At 52.5% G+C, this 21,540-nt stretch carries 17 protein-coding genes; 10 read left to right on the top strand and 7 right to left on the bottom strand.

Going from position 1 to position 21,540, the window contains the following annotated elements; translation table 11 throughout:
• Positions 1 to 27 precede the first annotated feature (27 nt).
• From P9H32_RS07150 to P9H32_RS07140, 3 genes are all read right to left on the bottom strand, one after another.
• Positions 28 to 1,704: a sulfatase-like hydrolase/transferase gene (locus tag P9H32_RS07150; RefSeq protein ID WP_322608208.1), complete on the bottom strand. Its 1,677-nt coding sequence runs from the start codon at positions 1,702 to 1,704 to the stop codon at positions 28 to 30.
• 11 nt (positions 1,705 to 1,715) lie between these two features.
• Positions 1,716 to 3,317 (bottom strand): sulfatase, encoded by a 1,602-nt coding sequence (locus P9H32_RS07145; RefSeq protein WP_322608207.1) that lies wholly within the window; start codon positions 3,315 to 3,317, stop codon positions 1,716 to 1,718.
• Positions 3,318 to 3,406: 89 nt separating this feature from the next.
• Positions 3,407 to 4,369 carry an AraC family transcriptional regulator gene (locus tag P9H32_RS07140; protein WP_322608206.1) on the bottom strand — a complete coding sequence of 321 codons (963 nt, stop codon included), beginning with the start codon at positions 4,367 to 4,369 and terminating at the stop codon, positions 3,407 to 3,409.
• A 332-nt stretch (positions 4,370 to 4,701) separates the two neighbouring features.
• Here P9H32_RS07140 and P9H32_RS07135 point away from each other — a divergent pair, with 332 nt between their 5' ends.
• From P9H32_RS07135 to P9H32_RS07105, 7 genes are all read left to right on the top strand, one after another.
• Positions 4,702 to 5,727: an L-rhamnose/proton symporter RhaT gene (locus tag P9H32_RS07135; RefSeq protein WP_322608205.1), complete on the top strand. Its 1,026-nt coding sequence runs from the start codon at positions 4,702 to 4,704 to the stop codon at positions 5,725 to 5,727.
• 15 nt (positions 5,728 to 5,742) lie between these two features.
• Entirely contained in the window at positions 5,743 to 6,954 is a 1,212-nt protein-coding gene (locus tag P9H32_RS07130; protein ID WP_322608204.1) for a mandelate racemase/muconate lactonizing enzyme family protein, read from the top strand.
• A complete protein-coding gene (locus tag P9H32_RS07125; protein WP_322608203.1) occupies positions 6,890 to 8,290 on the top strand; it encodes an aldehyde dehydrogenase family protein in 1,401 nt (466 codons plus the stop codon). Before P9H32_RS07130 ends, P9H32_RS07125 begins: the two co-directional genes overlap by 65 nt.
• Positions 8,291 to 8,305: 15 nt before the next feature.
• Positions 8,306 to 8,962, top strand: coding sequence for a bifunctional 4-hydroxy-2-oxoglutarate aldolase/2-dehydro-3-deoxy-phosphogluconate aldolase (gene eda / locus P9H32_RS07120; protein ID WP_322608202.1), 657 nt, complete (start codon positions 8,306 to 8,308; stop codon positions 8,960 to 8,962).
• The gene (locus P9H32_RS07115; protein ID WP_322608201.1) at positions 8,962 to 10,053 is read left to right on the top strand and encodes a sugar kinase; all 1,092 of its coding nucleotides are present in this window, start codon (positions 8,962 to 8,964) and stop codon (positions 10,051 to 10,053) included. Before eda ends, P9H32_RS07115 begins: the two co-directional genes overlap by 1 nt.
• 136 nt (positions 10,054 to 10,189) lie before the next feature.
• Positions 10,190 to 11,206 carry a nucleoside hydrolase-like domain-containing protein gene (locus P9H32_RS07110; protein ID WP_322608200.1) on the top strand — a complete coding sequence of 339 codons (1,017 nt, stop codon included), beginning with the start codon at positions 10,190 to 10,192 and terminating at the stop codon, positions 11,204 to 11,206.
• Between the two features lie 49 nt (positions 11,207 to 11,255).
• A complete protein-coding gene (locus P9H32_RS07105) occupies positions 11,256 to 11,546 on the top strand; it encodes a hypothetical protein (protein WP_322608199.1) in 291 nt (96 codons plus the stop codon).
• Positions 11,547 to 11,568: 22 nt separating this feature from the next.
• Here the strand turns inward: P9H32_RS07105 and P9H32_RS07100 are convergent, their stop codons facing one another.
• Positions 11,569 to 12,423 carry an AraC family transcriptional regulator gene (locus tag P9H32_RS07100; protein WP_322608198.1) on the bottom strand — a complete coding sequence of 285 codons (855 nt, stop codon included), beginning with the start codon at positions 12,421 to 12,423 and terminating at the stop codon, positions 11,569 to 11,571.
• 153 nt (positions 12,424 to 12,576) lie between these two features.
• Here P9H32_RS07100 and P9H32_RS07095 point away from each other — a divergent pair, with 153 nt between their 5' ends.
• From P9H32_RS07095 to P9H32_RS07085, 3 genes are read left to right on the top strand one after another with little or no spacing between them, the layout of a single operon-like run.
• A complete protein-coding gene (locus P9H32_RS07095; RefSeq protein ID WP_322608197.1) occupies positions 12,577 to 14,097 on the top strand; it encodes an L-fucose/L-arabinose isomerase family protein in 1,521 nt (506 codons plus the stop codon).
• A 16-nt stretch (positions 14,098 to 14,113) separates the two neighbouring features.
• Positions 14,114 to 15,061: a carbohydrate kinase family protein gene (locus P9H32_RS07090; protein WP_322608196.1), complete on the top strand. Its 948-nt coding sequence runs from the start codon at positions 14,114 to 14,116 to the stop codon at positions 15,059 to 15,061.
• A 3-nt stretch (positions 15,062 to 15,064) separates the two neighbouring features.
• The gene (locus P9H32_RS07085) at positions 15,065 to 15,925 is read left to right on the top strand and encodes a class II fructose-bisphosphate aldolase (RefSeq protein WP_322608195.1); all 861 of its coding nucleotides are present in this window, start codon (positions 15,065 to 15,067) and stop codon (positions 15,923 to 15,925) included.
• Positions 15,926 to 16,002: 77 nt separating this feature from the next.
• Here P9H32_RS07085 and P9H32_RS07080 read toward each other — a convergent pair whose 3' ends face one another.
• From P9H32_RS07080 to P9H32_RS07070, 3 genes are read right to left on the bottom strand one after another with little or no spacing between them, the layout of a single operon-like run.
• Entirely contained in the window at positions 16,003 to 18,348 is a 2,346-nt protein-coding gene (locus P9H32_RS07080) for a glycoside hydrolase family 2 protein (protein WP_322608194.1), read from the bottom strand.
• Positions 18,349 to 18,356: 8 nt separating this feature from the next.
• On the bottom strand, positions 18,357 to 19,739 hold the full coding sequence (locus P9H32_RS07075; protein ID WP_322608193.1) for a sulfatase-like hydrolase/transferase: 1,383 nt from the start codon (positions 19,737 to 19,739) through the stop codon (positions 18,357 to 18,359).
• Between the two features lie 21 nt (positions 19,740 to 19,760).
• Entirely contained in the window at positions 19,761 to 21,140 is a 1,380-nt protein-coding gene (locus tag P9H32_RS07070; RefSeq protein WP_322608192.1) for an arylsulfatase, read from the bottom strand.
• Positions 21,141 to 21,540: the final 400 nt, after the last annotated feature.

The following is a 21,540-nucleotide window of genomic DNA, read 5'->3' as shown; positions in this document are numbered from 1 at the left end:
TCCTCTTATTTTTCTTCCGATCACCGGTTATTCTTCTTTTGACCAATAGATCTTCTTTTCAACCCCGCTGATGATGCCGTCCCCATTCGTGTCGATTTGCCGGAATGTATCGATCACCGCATCCTGGTCCCACTTCCAGCCTTTGGAGGCCCATTTTATTTTTTCACGGGCAATATACTGCTCCAGTGTTGAATCGCCCTTTTTCAGTTTTATTCCGGAACCCCTGCCGGGTTGATCCGTAATATGGGCAGGAGGGGCCAACGCCGGCGCACCGATGGCGGGAACGAAATCGCGATCAAAATTCGGCATAGTAAACTTCGCCCAGGAATCGCGCTGACCGGCCGCATGAAAAAAGAGCGGTTCGGCATGAGTGGTGCTCCATTTTTTCGCAGTCCTGACCATCTCCTTCACCCGTTCCGGATACTGTTGTGCCAAGTCGTTCTCTTCCCCCGGATCTTCGGTAATTTTATAAAGACGCCATGGCTGGTTGCCGTATTTTGTAATCTTCCATTCATCGCGGCGTGCAGCAATATCGGTATAGGAACTGCGGTGCCGTGCCGCATAAATCATTTCCCCTTTTCTCGGGTTTTCACGGGTTTCCAAGGCCTGGAAAATGTTTTTTCCATCGAGCTTCTTTCCCGGAGGAATCTGCCCTCCGGCCAGTGCTGCAAAGGTGGGGTAAAAATCGAGCGATGAAACGGGGAAATCCACTGTTCCGGCCGGAATTTTTCCGGGCCAATACCACATCATCGGCACCCGGAATCCCCCCTCCCATGTATCGCCTTTACGCCCGCGCAACGGTTTGTTTGATGCGCCTTGCGATGGTTTTCCGCCGTTATCACTCAGAAAGATAATTAATGTATCTTCAAGCTGCCCGTTCTTTTTCAGCGTTTCCACTATCCGCGCAATGCCGCGATCGACGGCATACACCATGGCGGCATAAGTCCGGCGTTTCGGGTTTTCAATATCCGAAAAAACGGCGAGATCCTCCGGCGTGGCCTCCATAGGCGCATGCGGTGCGTTGTAGGCCAGATAGAGAAAAAACGGATTTTGTTTGCCGGCGGCTTCAGTGACAAACCGAACGGCTTCGCCGGTCAGTTCATCGGTAAGATATCCCTTGCCCGTTACCGCTTTTCCGTTGTATTCCAACGGATGGAGATATTCATTAATCCGCTCAATGCCTTTCTTTTTCTGGCGCTGATATGCCGGCTCATATTTTTCGGGAAAGTACATATGACCGCCACCGAGAAATCCATAGAACTCATCAAAACCACGAACATTCGGATGCGCATAATCCGCCGTACCCAGATGCCATTTGCCAATTGCTCCGGTAAAATAGCCCGCCTTTTGAAGCACTTCAGCAATCAGTGTTTCCTCCACAGGAACACCGAGACCGTCATATTCCGTCAGCCCCTCCTGAAACGGCGGATGATTAAACTGTCCGCCATATTCATGCGGATACCGTCCGGTCATCAGTCCCATACGGCTCGGCCCGCAGAACGGATGAGCCACATAGGCCGATGTGCAGATGGTACCGGCTTCAGCCAACCGGTCCAAATGCGGCGTTTTGATGTCTTCGGCTCCATTGAATCCCACATCGGCATAACCCAGGTCATCGCAGAGAATCACTAGAATATTCGGGCACGGTGCAGCCATTGCTGCCGCGGCTGTAATCAGGCCGGCAACGAGTATCTTCAGGTACATGGTATTCTTTCTTAGAATGCAGTGTTGAACTGCTTGATGAGGGCGTTGACCGTTTCCGGATTCTGTTTCGCCACATTGACGGTTTCATGCGGATCGGTTTCGTGATCGTAGAGCTCCACAAAAACAGGGTCTGCATCGGGATGCTGCACATCTTTCCACAGTACAATACGGTAGCGATCAGTTCGCATCGCATAGCCCATCAAATGATTTTCAAACAGGTCCCGGTCCCATTTATCACCCTGCTGTTTAATAATACGCTGTTCGACCTCTTCGATCAGCGGACCAAAAAAGGTTTCACGCATCTGCGGCATCAGCGGATTGGCGGCCCATTCCCTCAGCGCCGGGTTCGGGAACTGACTGAGCGCAATCTGATCCCACGGCCGTGCAGGATCCTTCAGCAGCGGAACAAAACTTTCGCCTTCGAGGTGTTCCGGCAGTTCAAGTCCTGCCAGTTCGCAGAGCGTTGGATACATATCAATCAGTTCCACCAGTGCATCGGTGGTTTTACCCCGGCTGCCGGACGGCATATCCGGCGTCCAGATCATCAGCGGAACACGTGTGGCAATTTCATAATTCGTGGCTTTTCCCCAGATGCCCATGTCGCCGAGATGCCAGCCGTGATCGCCCCAGACGATAATAATGGTATTGTCCCGCACACCGGACTCTTCCAAGGCCTGGAGCACTTTGCCGATCTGAGCATCGATGTAACTGACGCAGCCGAGATAGGCATGTTTCAGATTTCGGGCGAGCTCATCATCGATATCGCCGGATTTCGGAATGTCAGAGCGCACCCGCAGTTCGAAGGAGGCATGCAGCCCCATTGCCGCGCCGTCTTTCGGTGCGGTGGTATATTCAGCCAGCGGGATCTCATCATGCTCATAAAGGTCCCAGTATTTTTTCGGCGCAATGAATTCCAAATGCGGTTTATAAAATCCAACCCCGAGGAAAAAGGGTTTATCGCCTTTGGCCAGCTGTTTAATTTCCTCAATGGCAACTTCAGCGTTGTATCCATCGCGATAGGCATTATCCGGCACATCGGCAAATTCATAGGCCGGGCCGTGAACGAGCCCTGTTTTACCGACGCCCGCCCAATATTTTTTCTCCAGATAGTCTTTGGTTTCCTTATAGATTTTCTGATTTTCCGGCTCGGCATAGGGATTACCGACCACCGGCCGGTTTATTTTCAGTTTTACCGGACGGCGAGTCCAGGAATTCTCCCAGTCTGCAAATTTTTCGCTGTGAAAAATCTTGCCGACCTGCGTGGCTTCATAGCCGTTGTTCATGAAGTGCTGCGAAAGCGTTACGATGTCGGGATTCAGCTCGCGGAAATGCGCATAATTTTCCACCACTCCGATGCTGTCCGGTCGTGCCCCGCACATCAGACTGGCCCGCGACGGTCCGCAGATCGGCTCCTGACAATACGCCCGATTGAACAGCAATCCCTGAGAGGCCAGTTTATCCAGATTCGGGCTGACCGCTATTTCGGAGCCATAGCAACCCAGCTCAGGCCGCAGATCATCAACGGCAATAAAAAGAACATTGGGTTTTCCGGCGGCTCCGGCCCCACAGGCCAGCGACAGCAGAAAAGCTGCGAACACACTGCATCTACTCATAATCATCCTCACGGGTTAAAGATTCGATTGAACAGGTCTACAGAATCAGGCGGGAACTTGTCTCGGCCGATACTGCATTTGACCCCTCATTAATTCCACTTTGCCGGAACAGGCATACGGCGATTCCTGCGGCCGCGACTCTGTTCGCGACGGAATTCCACCGGAGACCGACCGATATTCTTTTTAAACTGCCGTAAGAACCGGGGGTAGTTGCTGAAACCAACCTGATAACAGATTTCAAGCGCAGTATCCGATGTATCGCGCAACAGTTCACAGGCTTTACGGATCCGCAACCCATTAAGATAATTCATAAACGTGGTACCGGTTTCATTTTTAAACAGCCGGCAAAAATAGGGTTCCGCCGTTCCGCACATACGTGCCATGGACTCCAGCGTCAGATCGTCGTTATAATGATCGTGAATATAATTAAGTACCGTACGCAACCCCTGCATGCACTTTGACACGGAAACGTTCACTTTCTGTTTCACCGTATGCCGACTCTCCGATGCACGTTCATGCTGTTCCGACATCAACGCCATCAGTTCCAGAAAATGAAACCGGCAGAGAGCATGACTTTTCTCGGATGAGGTGTGGGCGTGAACCTTCAGCAATTCAAGAACATCCTGCATTGCATGCTGCAACTCAGCATCGAGTTTCATTTTCACCGCCGCAGAATCCCTGTCCAGCAACGACATTAGCGATTTGAAGAAATAGGCATTTGGCGATTTCGACCCCCGGAGTCGTTCCAAAGACTGGATATTCAGGTCCACCACCTGCGGAAGAAAACTGCAGAAATAGGAACAGCTGTTCGCCACGTCCCGGTCTTCCAGCATGTGCAGCACATAGGGCTTGATAATGAGGATCTCGCCCCTTTTCAGGACTTCCGTCCGGCTTTTGAAGCAACAGGACAACGATCCCTTCTTCACATAGAGCAGCTCAAAATATTCATGACGATGCAGCTCGTTGATCCGGAGCGCGCGATTTTCCACACGGTCCACATGTACGGGAAAAGACATCGCATCGAAGATTGCACCCGATTTTACCAGACTCATTTTTACTCTCCTTTTATGCCGATGCTGCCGTGCAGCCGCAACGCCTAGTTTGAGCAGTAAAAATAGTAAAACCCCGGAACAGGTGCCACTAGTCAGGTGAATAGGTAACGGTTTCCGTGTAAAATCCGTCGAGTTTATCCCGTTGTAACCGGCGGTTTCAGAAAACCCGGACCACTCAAAATACAAATGGCTTAAGCAGTCTCCCGGCATCAGACCGAAAAATATACCCCCCTCCCTTTCGGTACAATAAGCACATACTAAATTACAAGATCGGCTATGTTACCATCTTTTGCCGTATGTAACCTTATTTTTGTCATTCTACAGGAGAAACTATGAACGAACTGATTCTACCCATTCTGATAATTATTCTGGCCAGTGTTTTTCAGGGCACCTTCGGCCTTGGAATGAAATATGTTAAACCGATGGCCTGGGAGGCTTGGTGGCTCGTGCATGCTACAGTCGCCATGGTACTGTTCCCGCTCATCTGGGCCCTCCTGGTGGTTCCCGATCTGGGCCACGTTCTGGCTCAGGCACCGGCAAAAGAAATCACAGCCGGGGCAGCACTGGGATTCGGCTGGGGAATCGGCGGCATTATGTTCGGAGTCTCGGTCGGCTATATCGGAATGTCACTGACCTACGGTATCGTCATGGGGCTGTGCTCCATCGCCGGAGCTCTGGTCCCCTTTTTCCTCCGCTTCAACTCCATCAACGCAGCCGGCATTCCATTCATTCTCGCCGGACTTGCTCTGCTCGCTATTGCAGTCTTCATCATTACGGTCGCCGGTCTGAAACGCGATAAAGCACTGGCCGAAGCCGGCGGCGAAATACAGGGCATTAAAAAAGGAAAAGAATTCAAGGTCGGTCTGCTCATCGCTTCCGCCAGCGGAATTCTATCCGCCATGCTGGCCATCGGATTTGATAATACCATGGAAATCGGCAAGCTGGCTGAAAATGCCGGAGCACTTCAGCGCAATACAGCCCTCGCCCGCTGGGTGGTGGTGCTGGCCGGAGCCTACCTCATGAACGCCGGCTACGCTCTGTTTCTTCTTTTCAAAAACAAATCGTTCCGTTCCTTCAAGTCTCCCGGCATGTTTAAAGCGCTTAAATGGTCCATAATCGCCGGCCTGCTTTGGTTTGCCGCATTGGGCACATATGGTCAGGGTGTTGCGCTTATGGGCGAAATCGGAACCATGATCTGCTGGCCTGTGATGCTTGGTCTTTCTTTGATTGTAAGCAATATTGCGGCAATGATCACCGGCGAGTGGAAAGGCATGAAAGGCCCGTTTAACATCATGATCGGCGGTGTTATCGTCATCATCGCAGCCACCGTACTCATGTCCTATGCCTCGATGCTTTAACAACGAAAGAAAACCATGATTGAATGTATCAGAACCTATCGGCTGCAACACAAACTGAATGAATCCTTCGGATTCTCACAGTGGCACTACGACACACGGAATCAGCTCCTCGTTGAGATCATCGATCAGTCGGGCGCAGTCGGCTGGGGGGAATGCTACGGTCCGGCAACCATCACACAAAATGCCATCGACACCTTCTACGCCCCGTTGCTGCTGGGATGGGACCCACTGAAAAACGAAGCCGCCTGGCAGCACTGCTGGCGCGCCTCGCTTGATTTCGCGATGAAGGGCCCCATGATGGGAGCGATTTCCGGCATCGATATGGCGCTGATGGACCTGAAAGGAAAGCGGCTCTGCACCTCGGTTTCCGAACTGATGGGCGGGCGGCAGCGTGATTCCGTGGAGTGTTATGCAACCGGCATGTATTTCCGCAGACAACCGGAGGAGCAGCTGCTTGAAACGATCCTGCAGGAAGCCGGCGATTATGTTCGCAATGGATATAAAGCCATGAAAATCAAAGTCGGAAAAAATATGGCCTTCGACAAAAAAATGGCCATCGCTTTTCGCGAAACTTTTCCCGACACCCGTCTGATGGCCGACTCCAACCACGCCTATGACCTGCCGGAAGCCATCGAAATCGGACATGTACTTGCAGAGCATGACTATAAATGGTTCGAGGAACCGCTTTCCCCGATTCATCCGGAACTCTTCCGTCAACTTTCAGACAAAGTGAATATCCCGATCGCCACCGGCGAATGCGAACAGACCCGCTACGGTTTTCAGAATCTGCTCAAACACGGCGGAGTTCAGATTGCCCAGCCCGATCTCGCCTACTGCGGCGGTCCCACCGAGGCATTGAAAATCCGGGCAATCGCCGCATCGATGGGGATCAACACCATTGCCCACTGCTGGGGCACCCAGCTCAATCTGGCCAGTGCCGTGCACTTCCTGGCCACCACCTATATCGAACCGGGGCGCGCTGAAGTGACCGAACCCCTGCTTGAACGAGATTTAACCCCCAACCCGATGCGTGACGAAATGTATGCCGTGGAAGTGGAAATTGTGAACGGAACCGCAAAGGTTCCGACCGCACCCGGCCTCGGCGTTGAGCCCGATCGCACCGTGCTGGATCGTTACTGTGTACAGAAAACGGAGAAAAACTATGTCGGAAACAATTTATCCCATGCTGATCAACGGCGAAAAGATCACCACCAGGAAATCGTTTGATGTCCTGAACCCTTCCACCGGACAGCTCCTCGGAAAGGCCCCGGAAATTGACACGGACAATGTGCAGTATGTGCTGAAATCGGCGAAAGCCGGATTTGACGTCTGGTCAGCCAAAACTCCGGCAGAACGTAAAACCATTATCCTGAAGTATGCCGACATTCTGGCCGAAAACAGCGAGCGCATCATCAAACTGCTCATGGCTGAAACCGGCAAACCGCGCGATAATGCAGAATATGATTTCGGCATGCTCGACAACTGCCTCCGCTTTTTTGTCGAAGAATTCGAACGGCTCGATCAGCCTGTTCTGCACGATCCCGACGACCGGTTTCTGCACTACATCCAGCGTCAGCCGCTCGGTGTAGCCGTCGGAATGCTGGCCTGGAATTTTCCTCTGCTGAATGTCGCCTACAAAATCGGTCCCGTTCTGGCCTCCGGCTGTTCTGTCATTCTGAAACCGTCCAGCTACACCCCGCTCGCTTCCCTGGAAGTGGCTTATCTGGCCAAAGAAGCCGGCATTCCGGATGGCGTCATCAACATGATCACCAGTACCGATCATCATGTAACTCAGGGACTGCTGTCCAGCGGCATTCCCGCCATGGTCACCATGATCGGCTCCACCCGGGGCGGGCTGGAAGTCATGAATTCCTCCACCACCAGCATCAAGCACTTTTCGGTGGAACTCGGTGGAAATGCCCCGGTAGTCGTGTATCCGGATGCCGACATCGTTGATGCCGCAAATAAGACAGTAGACCTCAAATTTGCCAACTGCGGACAGGTCTGCGTATCCCCCAACCGCTGTTTTGTGCACGAATCAGTCTACGATGAATTTGTGGCCGCCGCACGGGAGCGCGCCGCATCCCTCGAAATGGGGCCGCTGGTTTCCGATAAAGCCCGACAGTATGTCCTCGGCCTGGTCGAATCCGCTGTGGCCGACGGAGCCGAAGTGGTTTGCGGTGGTAAAGCAATTGAGGGCGACGGCTTCTTTATGGAACCGACCATCCTTTCCAACGTCGTTTCCAAAATGAAAGTGGCTTACGAAGAGATTTTCGGGCCGGTTCTGCCGATTATCAAATATACCGACAACGACGACGAAATCGCGCTGGCGAATGACACCGTTTACGGTCTCGCCGCTTACGTTTTCACATCCAGCCTTTCCAACGGGCTGCGCGCCGCACGCGATATTCAAGCCGGCAGCGTTTGCGTAAACGAACCGCACTATTCCGTACAGCTTCCGCACGGCGGCCTGAAACAGAGCGGACTCGGAAAAGACTGCTCACGCTACAGCCTTGAGGAATATCTCACGATTAAGCGCGTATCCGTGCTGATCGATAAGTAACCGGAGAAACAACGCATGATTTTTCCCGATAAAATGATCCAACGTTTGGAAAAAACCGGCATCGTGGCCGGTTTTTCCATCGAAAAAACGGAACATGCCGTCCCGCTGGCCAACGCCCTGCTGGAAGGCGGCATTGAAGCCATTGAACTGACCTTCCGTACCCCGTCGGCGCTCGATGCTCTGAAAGCCATTGCCGATCAGGTTCCGCAGATGCTGATTGGTGTCGGCACCATCCTGACACCGGAACAGGTACAGCAGGTCAAAGAAGCCGGAGCCCATTTCGCGGTTTCTCCGGGAATGAACCCCCGCGTCATTCGGGCGGCCACCGAGGCCGGAGTTCCCTTCGCTCCCGGCATTTCCACCCCGTCCGATCTGGAAGCCGCCATTGAACTCGGTTGCCGGTTTGTAAAGTTTTTCCCGGCCGAAGCGGCCGGCGGAATCCCCTACCTGCGCAGCATGGGCGCACCCTACAAACACCTCGGCATTCAATATTTCCCGCTCGGCGGTCTGAACTCCGCAAACATGGTCGACTATCTCAAAGAGCCGAATGTTCCAACCATTGGAGGTTCATGGATTGTGAAACAGGATCTTGTCAATGCCGGCGATTGGAAAGGCATCACCGCCCGGGCCGCCGAAGTAATTGAAACCGTTCAAAAAGGATTGAAAAACTGATGAGCAAAATCGTTGTAACCTTTGGAGAAATTATGGGCCGAATGGCGGCACCACAGAATCTCAGGCTGCGCCAAACCCGCGAGCTGGAGGTCACCTATGCCGGGGCCGAGGCCAGCGTGGCGGCATCGATCTGCAACTTCGGCGGAAAAGCCCGCTATGTCACCGCCCTGCCCAAACACGCCCTTGCCGAAGCCACTATGGATTCCGTACGCGCCGTCGGCATCGATACCGATTTTGTGCTGCGTACTGACGAAGGCCGGCTCGGCCTCTACTTTCTTGAAACCGGCGCCAACCAGCGGCCGAGCAATGTAATTTATGATCGCGCCGACTCCGCCGTCTCCATCACCCCAGCAGATCAGTATGACTGGACCGGAATTTTCGAAAATGCCGGATGGCTGCACCTCAGCGGCATTACACCAGCTCTCTCGAAAACTGCGGCCGAAGCCACCTTCGTGGCTGCACAGAAAGCCAAAGACGCCGGGGCGATGGTATCCATCGATCTTAACTTCCGCGGAAAACTCTGGAAATGGGATGCCTCCAAATCCGCCCGTGAACTCGCGCAGGAAACCATGCGTAAGATCCTGCCGTTCATCGATGTGGTCATTGCCAATGAAGAAGACTGTCACGATGTACTCGGCATTCGCGCCGGCGATACGGATGTGCACGCCGGAGCGCTTGACACCGCACGCTATCCCGATGTTGCAAAACAGGTAATTGCCCGGTTTCCCAATATTTCCAAGGTGGCGATCACACTGCGTGAAAGCTATTCCGCCAATCATAACAACTGGGGCGCCATGCTCTATGATGCCGCCTCGGAAACCGCACATTTCGCCCCGTTGGATGCCGATGGAAATTATCAGCCGTATCCAATCAAAAACATCGTCGACCGCGTCGGCGGTGGCGATTCATTTGCCGGCGGGCTGATTTTTTCTCTCACGACCCCCGAACTCAGCAATCCGGCCGATGCCATTCGATATGCCGTGGCCGCGTCCTGCCTGAAGCATTCCATTAAAGGCGACTTTAACTTTTCCACGCGCGCCGAAGTGGAAGCCCTCATGGGCGGATCCGCTTCCGGCCGCGTTGTTCGCTGATCCGGAAATTGCGGGCCGTTTTCCATTCTTGGAAAACGGCCTTTTCTGTATGGCAGAAAACGGCATAGTTTTTACGCTATCCCGCATTACGAAACATCCGCCCTTTTGATATTCTCCCGCTTTTGGAGAATTAATTATGATCAAACTGATTGCGGCTCTGTTTTTATGTACGGCGGCGTTTGCCGCAAAACCATCCGTCTGGATTATCAGTGACGGTGCGGATAAAACGCTGCGGAGCGCACCGGGCAAATACATCACCGATCCGGATGACATTTCGGCCATTGCGGCCTACCTGCTGATGGCTAATGAATTCGACACCCGAGCCATCGTCGTGGGCGGCAATCTGAACTCGCAGCCGCATCAGCGTGAACTCAGCATGAAAAAATGGGCTGACGATCTTTTTCTGACGGCCTATCTCGCCGATCTGCCGAATCTGAACAAAATGGTCGGCGGCTATCCGGAAAACATCCGTTTTGTAGAATCCTATGCCTGGAAAAATCCTGAAAAATACGATCCCGCAAAAACCTACCGTTCTCTGGAAAACTATCCGTCGGTCCAAGCCCTTTTCCAGGAACTGGAAAAAACGGATGGCACACTGTATATTCTCTGCTGGGGCACACAGTCGGAACCGGCCCTGCTGATCAATCACTGCCTGGCTTCCGGCCGTGAAGACCTGTTGAAAAAAGCGGTCTTTATCTCGCACTGGACCAACTCCTATTTCCACGTCGGCACCATGGAAAAACCATGGCGTACTCATAATGCCTGGGCTGACGAAGAGGCCACTGCTTATGTAAAAAAACAGGCCGAAGCCGGAGCGGTTGTTTTTTACGAGTGTGCCGCCATCGGTCAGGCCGGCATCGTGGAAGGCAGCCCGCGCGGTGCTGAGTTTTATGAGGCGTTTACAGCCTCGCACCTCGGGCGCGTGTACCGACGGGGAAAATTCCCTAAAGGGCTGAAAACGGTTGATGACTCCGACTCCGCAACCTTCTGGGTTCTGCTGGGAACACACGGTGTGACGCTCGACGATATCGCCTCTGACGGCACCAATACCCCCGAAACCGAACAGCGTAATGAAAAAGCCTTTTTCAAGGCTTCTGCGGCCATGCGAAACGAGCTGCTGCACCGATCCAATGCCGCGGCGGGAATTAAATAGACGCAGTCCGAATTTGACATCCAGCGGCAAATTCCGCCAAATCCTTCGCATGAAAAAACGCATCCTTTTCATTCTCATGTTTGTTGTGATTGTTGGAATCATCTATTTCCGCCCCACCACGGAATGGACACAGTGCAGCCAATGCGGGGTTCAGCAGATTGAACGCGGCATTGCCCGAAAAGTGATTCCTGCATGGTCGGTCTATGAATTCGATGAATACGGAACGTATGCCGAATGGAAAAAACTTCACCCCGGAAAAACCTGCGAACACGATTTCCGGAAAGTGAAACACAAAACACCGGCCACTACGCTCGATGAATTACATCAGGCGGAAGACTGAATGATTTTTCGGTACTCCTGATTTAACGCTCAACTTTCCGGAAATCCCGGGGCGAGCTCCCTTTGTGTTTCAGGAACTGCCGATTAAAATTCGACAGATTTCGAAAACCCACCGAAAAAGCAATTTCCGTGATCGGCAGATCTGTTTCGAGCAGCATCCGGCAGGCCTCACTCAGACGAAGCTGAATGACATATTCGATGAATGGAATGCCCATATATTTTTTGAAAAAACGACTGAATGCCTCCGGTGACAAATGGGCGGCGGCAGCGATTTCATCAAGCGTAACCGCCTCAGTAAACTTCCGGTGAATATAATCAATGGCCCGGTTCAGCCGTTCACTGTCATGATGCACCTCGGCACGTAAATATTGACGGGAGGCCAGCATCCGGTTTCGGCACCTCGAAATTTCATCCTGAATCTCAATAAAACAGGCAATCCGTCGGACCGGCCGGGCCTGCAGCACATCGTCAAACAGGGCCTCAATTCGCCGGGAATCAAAACCGGAAAATTTAAGTCCCCGCTTCGATTTGGCCAAAACCCGGCGAAGGTCCTCCATCTCGGGCAGATCAAAAAAATGCTCCCCCAGACAGCTGGGCCGAAATTGAACATATAACGAGCACACCCGCTGCGGCTGCTTCTCCTGCAGGGTATCGCTGAAAAAGGCATGCGGCAGATTTTCTCCAAACAGAAAAAGCTCACCGGCTTCGAAACGCCCGGAATAATCGCCTGCCACCAGGCGGCCCCGCCCGGCTTTAATATAAATCAGCTCCGCCTCTTCATGAACATGATAGGAGTGCACAAAGTCCCGGTCCTCAAACCGATGGGCATAAAAAGAGGTTCCCACATCTTTTCGGATATGTTCATAGGCCAGTTTCATCGTCGTTTTCTTCCGTTAAAAGTGAGAAACCGGTTCTAAAGCAGTTTTCAAACAATATCAATATAGTATCATTATTGATCATTCCGGGCGTAGCGGCATCGGTTTTATTCCGTACCATGGATGGCTCAATTGAACCCCGAAAAGGTATGAGCTATGAAACAGGAAAACACACCGTCTTATCTCGATCTGCCCAAAACCGGCATTGCCCACGATGGGATCATCAAATTGATTCCTGCCTTTCCTGAACCACGGCGAACGCGCATTGTCGTGTTGGGATGCGGAGTCCGCGCCCACTTTCCGTGGGATGAAGCGTGCCGCCGCTATAACGAAGCTGTGGCTATGGTCGAAACATCCGTAGATTCCGGACTTTTTGAAATTATCCGGGCCGAAACCCCGTTTGAAGATGCAGACCTGATGACAGAATTCCTCAACCGTCGAATGCAGGATGGAATCGATGGACTGATACTATTCCATGCCTCCTACACCACGGGCGAACTGGGGGCGATTCTGGGCCGCTGGCTGAGCATGAACCATGTTCCCCTGCTCAGCTGGTCGTTTCCGGATGAGCGCGGTGAACGGCTTTCCGCCAACAGCATGTGCTGTCAGAATTTCCTGCTCGGAATTTTCAATACGCTGGGGGTGAAATATGCCTGGTTCCAACAAGCGCTTGAAGAGGAGATTCATCCGATGGTTCCGCGGTTTGCCCGCAGTGTCCGTGCGGTTTCGCGGTTCAAAACCGGCAAACTGCTGTCGCTCGGAGCCGCCCGCGTCCCCGGCTTCTACGACTGCGAACTGGATGAACTCAGTGTAATGAAACGTTACGGGATTCGCGTAGACCGGGTCGGCATTGATGTCATTTTCGACCGTGCCCGCAAGTTCAGCGATGACGATTTAAAAGCCGTGCGCGATGCGCTCCTGGAATCTCCGCGATGCGCATCCAACACGGTTTCCGAGGAACAGGTTTTCCAGACACTGCGTCTGGCACTCGGCACGCTGGACCTTGCGGCAGAAAACAACTACATCGGCTGTGCCGTGAAGAGCTGGCCGGAAATGTTCGATGTCTATGGCTGTGCCTCAGACGGTGCGGTTTCGCTGCTGAATGATTTCGGCCTGTGTACTACAGAAGAAAGCGATATGAACGGCCTGATGTCCTCCATGGCCCTTTTCCTGATCTCGGAAGGAAAAGCCATTCCGACGATGATGGATATTTCGATTGCCGATACCGTGAAGAACCGGCTGGGCATCTGGCACTGCGGATCCAGTGCCACCCGTCTGCTGCGCAAAGGCACCTGCTTCGAATCGCGCACCCACTCCATTCTCGAAAATGCCGACCCGGAAACCGCCGTGGGCATGATGCTGGAATTTTTGCTCGAACTGGGCGAAGTCACCATGCTGCGCTACCAGAGCCCGGCGTCGGCCGCCATGTATGGCTGGGAAGGAAGCCTTCAGGAATGCGAAGCCGCCTTCCGCGGCTCCTATGCGGAACTCGAACCGAAAGCTCCTCTCACGGCAGATACGATTATGGGCACCATTTTCGACAACGGGCTCGATCATCACTGGTCCCTGGGCTACGGCCACTGGCTGGAGGATATCCGCATGATGAATCACTGGCTGGATGTTGAAGAAATCAAACATACAAATCCCGGCGGAATGTCTGGATTCAGCGCCTGCTGAAGAATGGAGGTTTCCCATGTCTGGAAAAAAATATGATGCTGTGGTGGTCGGCCTTAATGTCATCGACATTTTGTTCGAACGGCCGGATAAAATCACCGAAGGCGAAAAGCACGAAGTTTCCCGTCTGGTGATCCAGGGCGGTGCTCCCGCCGGCAATGCCGCCTGCGGCCTGGCTTCCATGGGCTGGAAAACCGGCTTCGTCGGAAAACTGGGGAACAACACATTGAGCAGCATTTCCCGCACCGAGTTGCAAATGTACAACGTTTCCGAAAGTCTGCTGATCAAATCGGAAAAGGCACAGCCCGCCATCGCAGTGGTAGCGATTGATCAGCAGGGTGAACGCACGGTGTACTACAGCCTTGCCGGTTATGAAAAGTTAACGCCAGGCGACATCCCCACGGAAGCCATCAAAGAGGCTGGACTGCTTTTGGTGGATGGGTATGAGACAGAAGGAGCGCTCGAAGCCCTCAGAATTGCCCATAAATACGGTATTCCGTCGGTACTTGACATTGAAACCGGCGACGCGGAACTGATGCGAAAAGCGATGAAACTCGGCACCGATACCATTCTGCCCCTATCCGGCGCACTCGAACTGACCGGATGCGAGACCATGGATGCCGCTTTATACGAACTCTCCGGCTGGACCGACGGCCGTGTCATCATTACTGACGGCATTAAGGGAAGCTGGACCCTGAACGAGCAGGAACTTATCCATCAGCCGGCCTTCAGCGTGCAGGCGGTGGATACCACCGGCTGCGGTGATGCCTATCATGCCGGCTATGCATCTGCCCTGCTGGACGGACTGCCGCTGAATCTGCGAATGGAATTTGCCGCTTTTTTTGCATCCCGTGTCGCGCTGCAGTTCGGCGGACGGACACAGCTTCCGAATCCCGCATCACTCAAAGCCGAAGATCTCTCCGGTTTATCCTCAGAACTCAAACAGTATATCCGAAACAAGGAGTAAACCATGCCTTTAGTAACCCTCACTGAACTGCTGGAACTGAATAAAAATGAAAACTGGGCCATCGGTGCCGTCGACGTCATGAACCAGGATATGGTACGCGGTGTGATCGCCGGAGCCGAAAAAGCCAACGCACCGGTGATCCTGATGCTGGCCGAAGTGCACGAAGCGCTGGTCAGCATTGAAGAACTCGGGGCCATCATGGTCGATTGTGCCCGCCGCGCCACGGTGCCGGTCTGCGTACATTTTGACCACGGCGAAACCTACAGCTCGATCATCCGTGCAATGAAAGCCGGATTTACTTCCGTGATGTATGACGGATCCCACCTTCCGTTGGAGGAAAACATCCGAACCACAAAAGAAATTGTCCAGGTTGCCCAGGCGCTCGGAGTTTCCGTGGAAGCTGAACTGGGGCAGCTCACCCGTCCCGAAGGTTGCGACGATGAAGACCTTGAGGAAAATCCGGATCTCTATACCGACCCCGAAGAAGCGATCCGTTTTTATCATGAAACCGGAATTGACGCCCTGGCTGTGGCTTTCGGCACGGCGCATGGGGTCTATGCCAAACAGCCGGTGCTCGATTTCGACCGTCTGCAGGAAATCCGGAATAAAACCGGAGCACCGCTGGTGATGCACGGCGGCTCCGGACTGGAACCGGCGGATTTCCATGCGGCCATCGACCGCGGCGTCAAAAAAATAAACTATTACAGCAACATGGTCTATTCCGTTGCGCAGACCATCCAGTGCAAACTTAACGAGGCCGAGGGCAAAACCTACTACCACGATATTTCGGTATGGGCAATCGAAGCCATTCGCGACGATATTGCCGAAACCCTGACCCGCTTCCGCAGCAACGGAAAAGCCTGAAAGATTCGCTCCATCAACCAAAAACGGAGCCGTGATTTCACACGGCTCCGTCCGGCTTGATGCAAACGTTTTTGTTTTTACTCCGCCTTAAACGTCAGACTTCCACTCAGATTTCCTGATGAAGCCGTCAGCGTAATATCCCCTTCACCGTCTTCGATTTGCAGCAAGGCGGTGGCAATGCCGGCTTCCGCCATAAGAGCATCCGTATTAAGCACCGTGGCATCGCCGTCCATTTCAACCATCACCACATCCGCATAAGTCGGATCCACCGTTCCATGTTCATCCACCGCCTGAATGTAGGCAAATACCGTATCATTCACACCGGCCTGCGGAGCGATTCCGCTTTCATCGATGACAATCTCAAGCTTAACCGGTTTTCCCGGAGTACGAACCAGATGCTCTGCCGCCGGTTTTCCATTGATATATCCGACCGCTTTCAGTGTGCCCGGCTTGAATGTACTGAGCGCAAAAGTAAACGGCGGATGGCCCAGATTTTCAGTATTTTTTCCGGTATCCGGTTTCTGTTTTCCAAGTGAAGCCCCGTTCAGGAAAAGTTCCACCTCATCGCAGTTGCTGAAGACTTTGACATTCAGCGGCGAATCCTTGGTCCACCAACTTGCAACGTGTGCCATGGCTCCCTGTGCCGGATCACGCTGGCTCTGGTAGAAATAATAAGCAAACTTCGGAATGCGGAAAATATCCACCACGCCGGAATACTCGATATCTTCGGCGTAACCGCGGTTATAATCGTTAAACACCCAGTAGCCGTCTCCGAAGGCATGCGTATTCAGATTATCGTTATATGCTTCCTGCAGGTTATGCGCCTGCTGAAGCAAACGCGCTTCGCCGAACCCGCGCGCCTGCCGGCTGCTCATCTCAAGACGGCGGTCTTTATCCAGCCGATCCTGATTCAGCCCGGCGTTATTGGAATAATATTCCCAGTCCCCGTACTCCGAAACGAAATAAGGCTTATCCAGGTTTTTGTGATAATCATGCATAATACGGTGCTGACGTGCCTGCAGGAAAATATCCCAGGCATGATCAATCCAGCCCGCAGTAAAGGTATTGTCTCCCGGATATTCCGCATGGGCCAGCCGATGCAGCTCTTCAATAAAGGAGTCCGGCATATCCTTCGTTTCATTCAGCGAAACCTCCCAGGCCAGCACACTCGGACGATTCCGGTCCCGACGAACCAGTTCTCGTGAAGAGCGATAGCAGTATTCACGGAAGCGGTCATCATCCAGATAATACTGCCAGCCCATGATGGCATCCAGCGTCAGCAGACCCAGCTCATCACACGCATCCATGAACGCCGGCGAATGCGGATAATGCGAAAGACGAACCACATTGAAACCGGCTTCTTTGATTTTCTTCGCATCCCGATACTGTGCCGCATCGGAAAGTGCATAACCTATGAACGGATAATCCTGATGACGGTTGGTGCCGCGCAAATACATTTTCTTCCCGTTCAGATAGAATTCATGCCCGTTGCGAAACTCCAGTTTGCGGATACCGAAACGCGTTGTTTCCGAATCAACCGCTTTTCCGTCCACCAGCACCGTCGTTTTCATGGTATGCAAATTCGGCTCATCCACCGACCACAGCGGTGCATCCGACAGCTGGAAACTTTCGGTCAGCTCCACGTCTTTGCCGGTTTTAAGCACCACCGGCTCCGAGACTTTTTCCGCCACCGTTTTTCCCTTGAAAAGAACTTTCTGCGCAACCTGAATCGTCTGCGGACCGGCTTTTTCATTCACCACATGTGTTTTCACCTGAACCGTCGACTTCGCCGCGGAAACCTCGGGATATGTAATAAAGATACCCCCGCCGGCCTCTTTATCGGCCAATACCGGATGCGAAATGTAGACCTTCTCCTTCATCGTCACCAGCACATTGCGGTAGAGCCCGCTGTACATGCAGAAATCAAGACGTTTCATCGGTTTCGGCCCGGTGTACGGATTGTCCCGGCTATCGAGCCGAATCGCCACCGTATTCTTTTGCCCGGGTTTCACATAGTCCGTGGCATCCACGACGACCGGCAGATAACCGCCTTCGCGTTCTTTGGCCAGCTCGCCGTTGATCCAGATCTTCGACTGGCTCATCGCCCCTTCCAGCGTCAGCCAGATTTTTTTATCGGCCAGACTTTCGTCCACCTCGAAATCCTTGCGGTACCACACCACACCCTGCCACTGATCCGTAATGACCAGTGGCTCCAGATAGCCGGAATGCGGAAGGTCCACTGTGGTCCAGGCCGAATCATCAAATTCCAATGCCTGGAAACCGTCAGCCGGATCGTCCGGATTTTCCAAACGTTGGAATTTCCAGTCCCGGTTCACGGTCATGGTGTGTTCATCCACTTCCTTGCATCCGGCCATCAGACCGGCTGCAGCCAACAGGGTTATCCATAAGAAGTTTTTTTTCATTTTTGTCCTCAGTTCTTTATCGGCTGTCCCGCCATGGGATAATGCGGGGTGGTTGTGCTTTCGGTCTCGAGAATCTTCTTCATGCGCATCAGAATTTCAGGATATTCACCGGCCACATTTCTGGTTTCATAAAGATCCTTTTCGAGATCATACAGCTCCACTTTTCCAGAAACCCCATAACGCACCGCCTTCCACTTACCCATCCGGGTCGCCTGACGGAATGCTTTATCATGAGGGCTTTCAATAATTTCAAAATAGATATGATCATGTTTCGGCTGTTCCTTGCCGAGCACTTCCGGAAGGAACGAAATACCATCGGTCTGCTCCGGCGGCTGAATGCCCGCAATTTCGGCGAAGGTCGGCATCACATCATAAAACGTGGCCTGATGATCCGTCACTTTGCCCTTCAAGCCCTTCGCCGGCCACACCGCAATCCCAGGAACACGCACACCCCCTTCATACATATCACGCTTATATCCCTTCAGCCCCCCCGAACTCTGGAAGAAAAACCGGTCATGATGATTTTCCACCGTCGGTCCGTTATCCGAAGCAAACAGAATAAAGGTATTTTCCAGTTCGCCCATGGCCTCAAGTTTATCCAGCAGCCGTTTAATCTGCTGATCCAGCATCGAAATACGCGAGGCATGCCGCCGTTCAATCTCAGGCCAGCGATACCCATCACGCATCTCATCCTTATAATTGTCATATTCACTCAGGAAAAACTCATGCGCATGCGGACTGCGATAAGACATGAAAAGAAACAGCGGCTTTTCTTTGTCATACTCAGAATCCAGATAATCGAGCGCAATCTCCGTGCGGAATTCATCCAGGCAACTCCACTTTGTGTAATCATGGAAAATCTCTTCCGTATTGCCGTTTTTCAAATGATAACGCTCATCATAGACGCCGCCACCCGGCTTAGGCCCCCACTGCTCCTGCACCGCAAAATCAAAACCGCGGTTACAGGCCCAGGTCGAAACATCCTCCGGAATGCCCAAATGCCATTTTCCGACAAACGCCGTCTGATACCCCGCGCCCTTCAGCATTTCTGCCAGCGTGACTTCCGATTTTTTCAGCGCAATGCGGTCCCACTTTCCACCAACGGTCACAAAGGCTTTGTTGCCCCGGATTGTAGCCTTCCCGGCATGAATCCCGGTCATCAAAACCCCGCGCGATGGCGAACACACAGAGCACCCCGCATAGAAATCAGTAAAACGCACCCCCTGCTCGGCCAACGCATCAATCGTCGGCGTTTTAATGATTTCCTGTCCGTAGCATCCCAATTCCCCATAGCCCATGTCATCAGCCAGCAGAACTACAATATTCGGTTTTTTCTCCGCCAGCACAGTTATCCCTGCCAGCAAAGAAAGAATCACTATCCGTTTTTTCATATCAATAACTTCAGGTTAAGATTAATTAAAATTCCACTTATCCAGATGCGACGGCTTCCGGCTCTTCTGAATCAGCATGTTCAGTTCATCCACCACTTCCGGATACTCTTTGGCAAGATTCCGTGTTTCGCCAGGATCCTTTTCCAGGTCATACAGCTCCAGCGCGGCATCCGAATGTTTATTTATATCATAAATAACACCCTTCCACTTTCCTTTACGGATCGCTTTCCGCCCCCCCTTCATCGTAAATTCCCAATAGAGCCAATCATGTTCCTGCTGACCCGGTTTCCCCAGCAAGGTTGGCAGATAGGATTGACCATCCACCTTTTCATCCAGCGGCACACCGGTCAAATCCGCCACAGTCGGCAGAAAATCCCAGAAAGTCGACAGATGATCATTCACAACGCCCTCCTGAATCCTTCCGGGCCAAGCAGCAATAAACGGCACATGAATTCCACCTTCATACAGATCCCGCTTGAACCCCTTGAAAATCCCGTTGGAATCAAAATATTCCGGATCAGCACCCCCCTCTTCATGCGCACCGTTATCCGACGTAAAAATCACCAGTGTATTATCCGCCAACCCCAGTTTCTTCAGCTCCGCCATCACATCCCCGACATAATCATCGAGCACATTCACCATCGCCGCAAAAGCCGCATGACCCTCCGGCTGGCCCCTATAATAATCCTCTTCATAATTCAGCTCTGGCAGATATTTTCCCCGGTGTTTCTCCATATACTCTTCCGGAGCAATCATATCAGCATGCGGCTGTACAGCAGCATAATACATAAAAAACGGCTCATCTTTATGGGCCCGCATAAACTTCAGCGCTTCATCATGAATAAGATCCGGAGCATAATCCTTGCTAAACGAACCCACATTGCCCCACAGGAATTCCCGCTCATTATCGCTCCATAGCCAGGCCGGATAATAACAGTGCGCCATACGCTGACAGTTATAGCCGTAAAACCGGTCAAAACCCATGCTCTTCGGATCACTCGTCGACCCGGCCATACCCAGCCCCCATTTTCCGAACACCCCCGTTTTATAGCCCGCCTTCTTAAAATGATGCGCCACCGTATACGTATCCGCCGGCATCGGCTGCTGCCCCTCCGGAACAAGCTCCGCATTTCCGCGAACAGCCGCGTGACCCATATGATACCCCGTCAGCAACGAACAGCGCGACGGCGCGCAAACCGTCGACCCAGAATAATGATTGGTAAACCGCATACCCCTTTTCGCCAGCGCATCAATATTCGGCGTTTCAAACTTCGTCTGGCCATAACAACTCAGATCCCCATAGCCCAAATCATCCGCCAGAATAAAAATCACATTCGGTTTAGCAGCCAGAACCTGCAAAACTGCAAACCAAACCAGCCCGACTATAAAACATCTCTTCATCACTCAATCGCTCCTGTGCACTGATTACAAACCAGAAAACCGTCTCCGGCTTTCAACACCAAAATGAATTATAGATGTAATCGGTTGAACCTCAGAAGCGATAGTCAGAAATTTGTTTAAAACATACGTTAATTCGCCAGCACTTTTTCCACTCCAACAGCCGCGAAAACACGGAACAGCTTTCCCAACTCCTGAAAACCGCCTTCAGCATCTCCCCCTCCCCCCGAATCCCCCCTCCCCTCATCCTCGAAACCATCCGCGCATAAAACAAAATCGGATTTTATCTAAAAAGCGCAGTATTGCAAAGAATAGCATGTTTTATAATTTGAAACTTCCACCCCCATCAGGCACAGTCTCAAACGTGCTCATGCACTCCACATTCAAAGCACCCGACCGCAAG

This window comes from Pontiella agarivorans, assembly GCF_034531395.1.
Taxonomy (GTDB): domain Bacteria; phylum Verrucomicrobiota; class Kiritimatiellia; order Kiritimatiellales; family Pontiellaceae; genus Pontiella; species Pontiella agarivorans.
The sequence above is the reverse complement of the archived record's forward strand: the minus strand, read 5'-3'. Positions and strand labels throughout refer to the sequence as shown.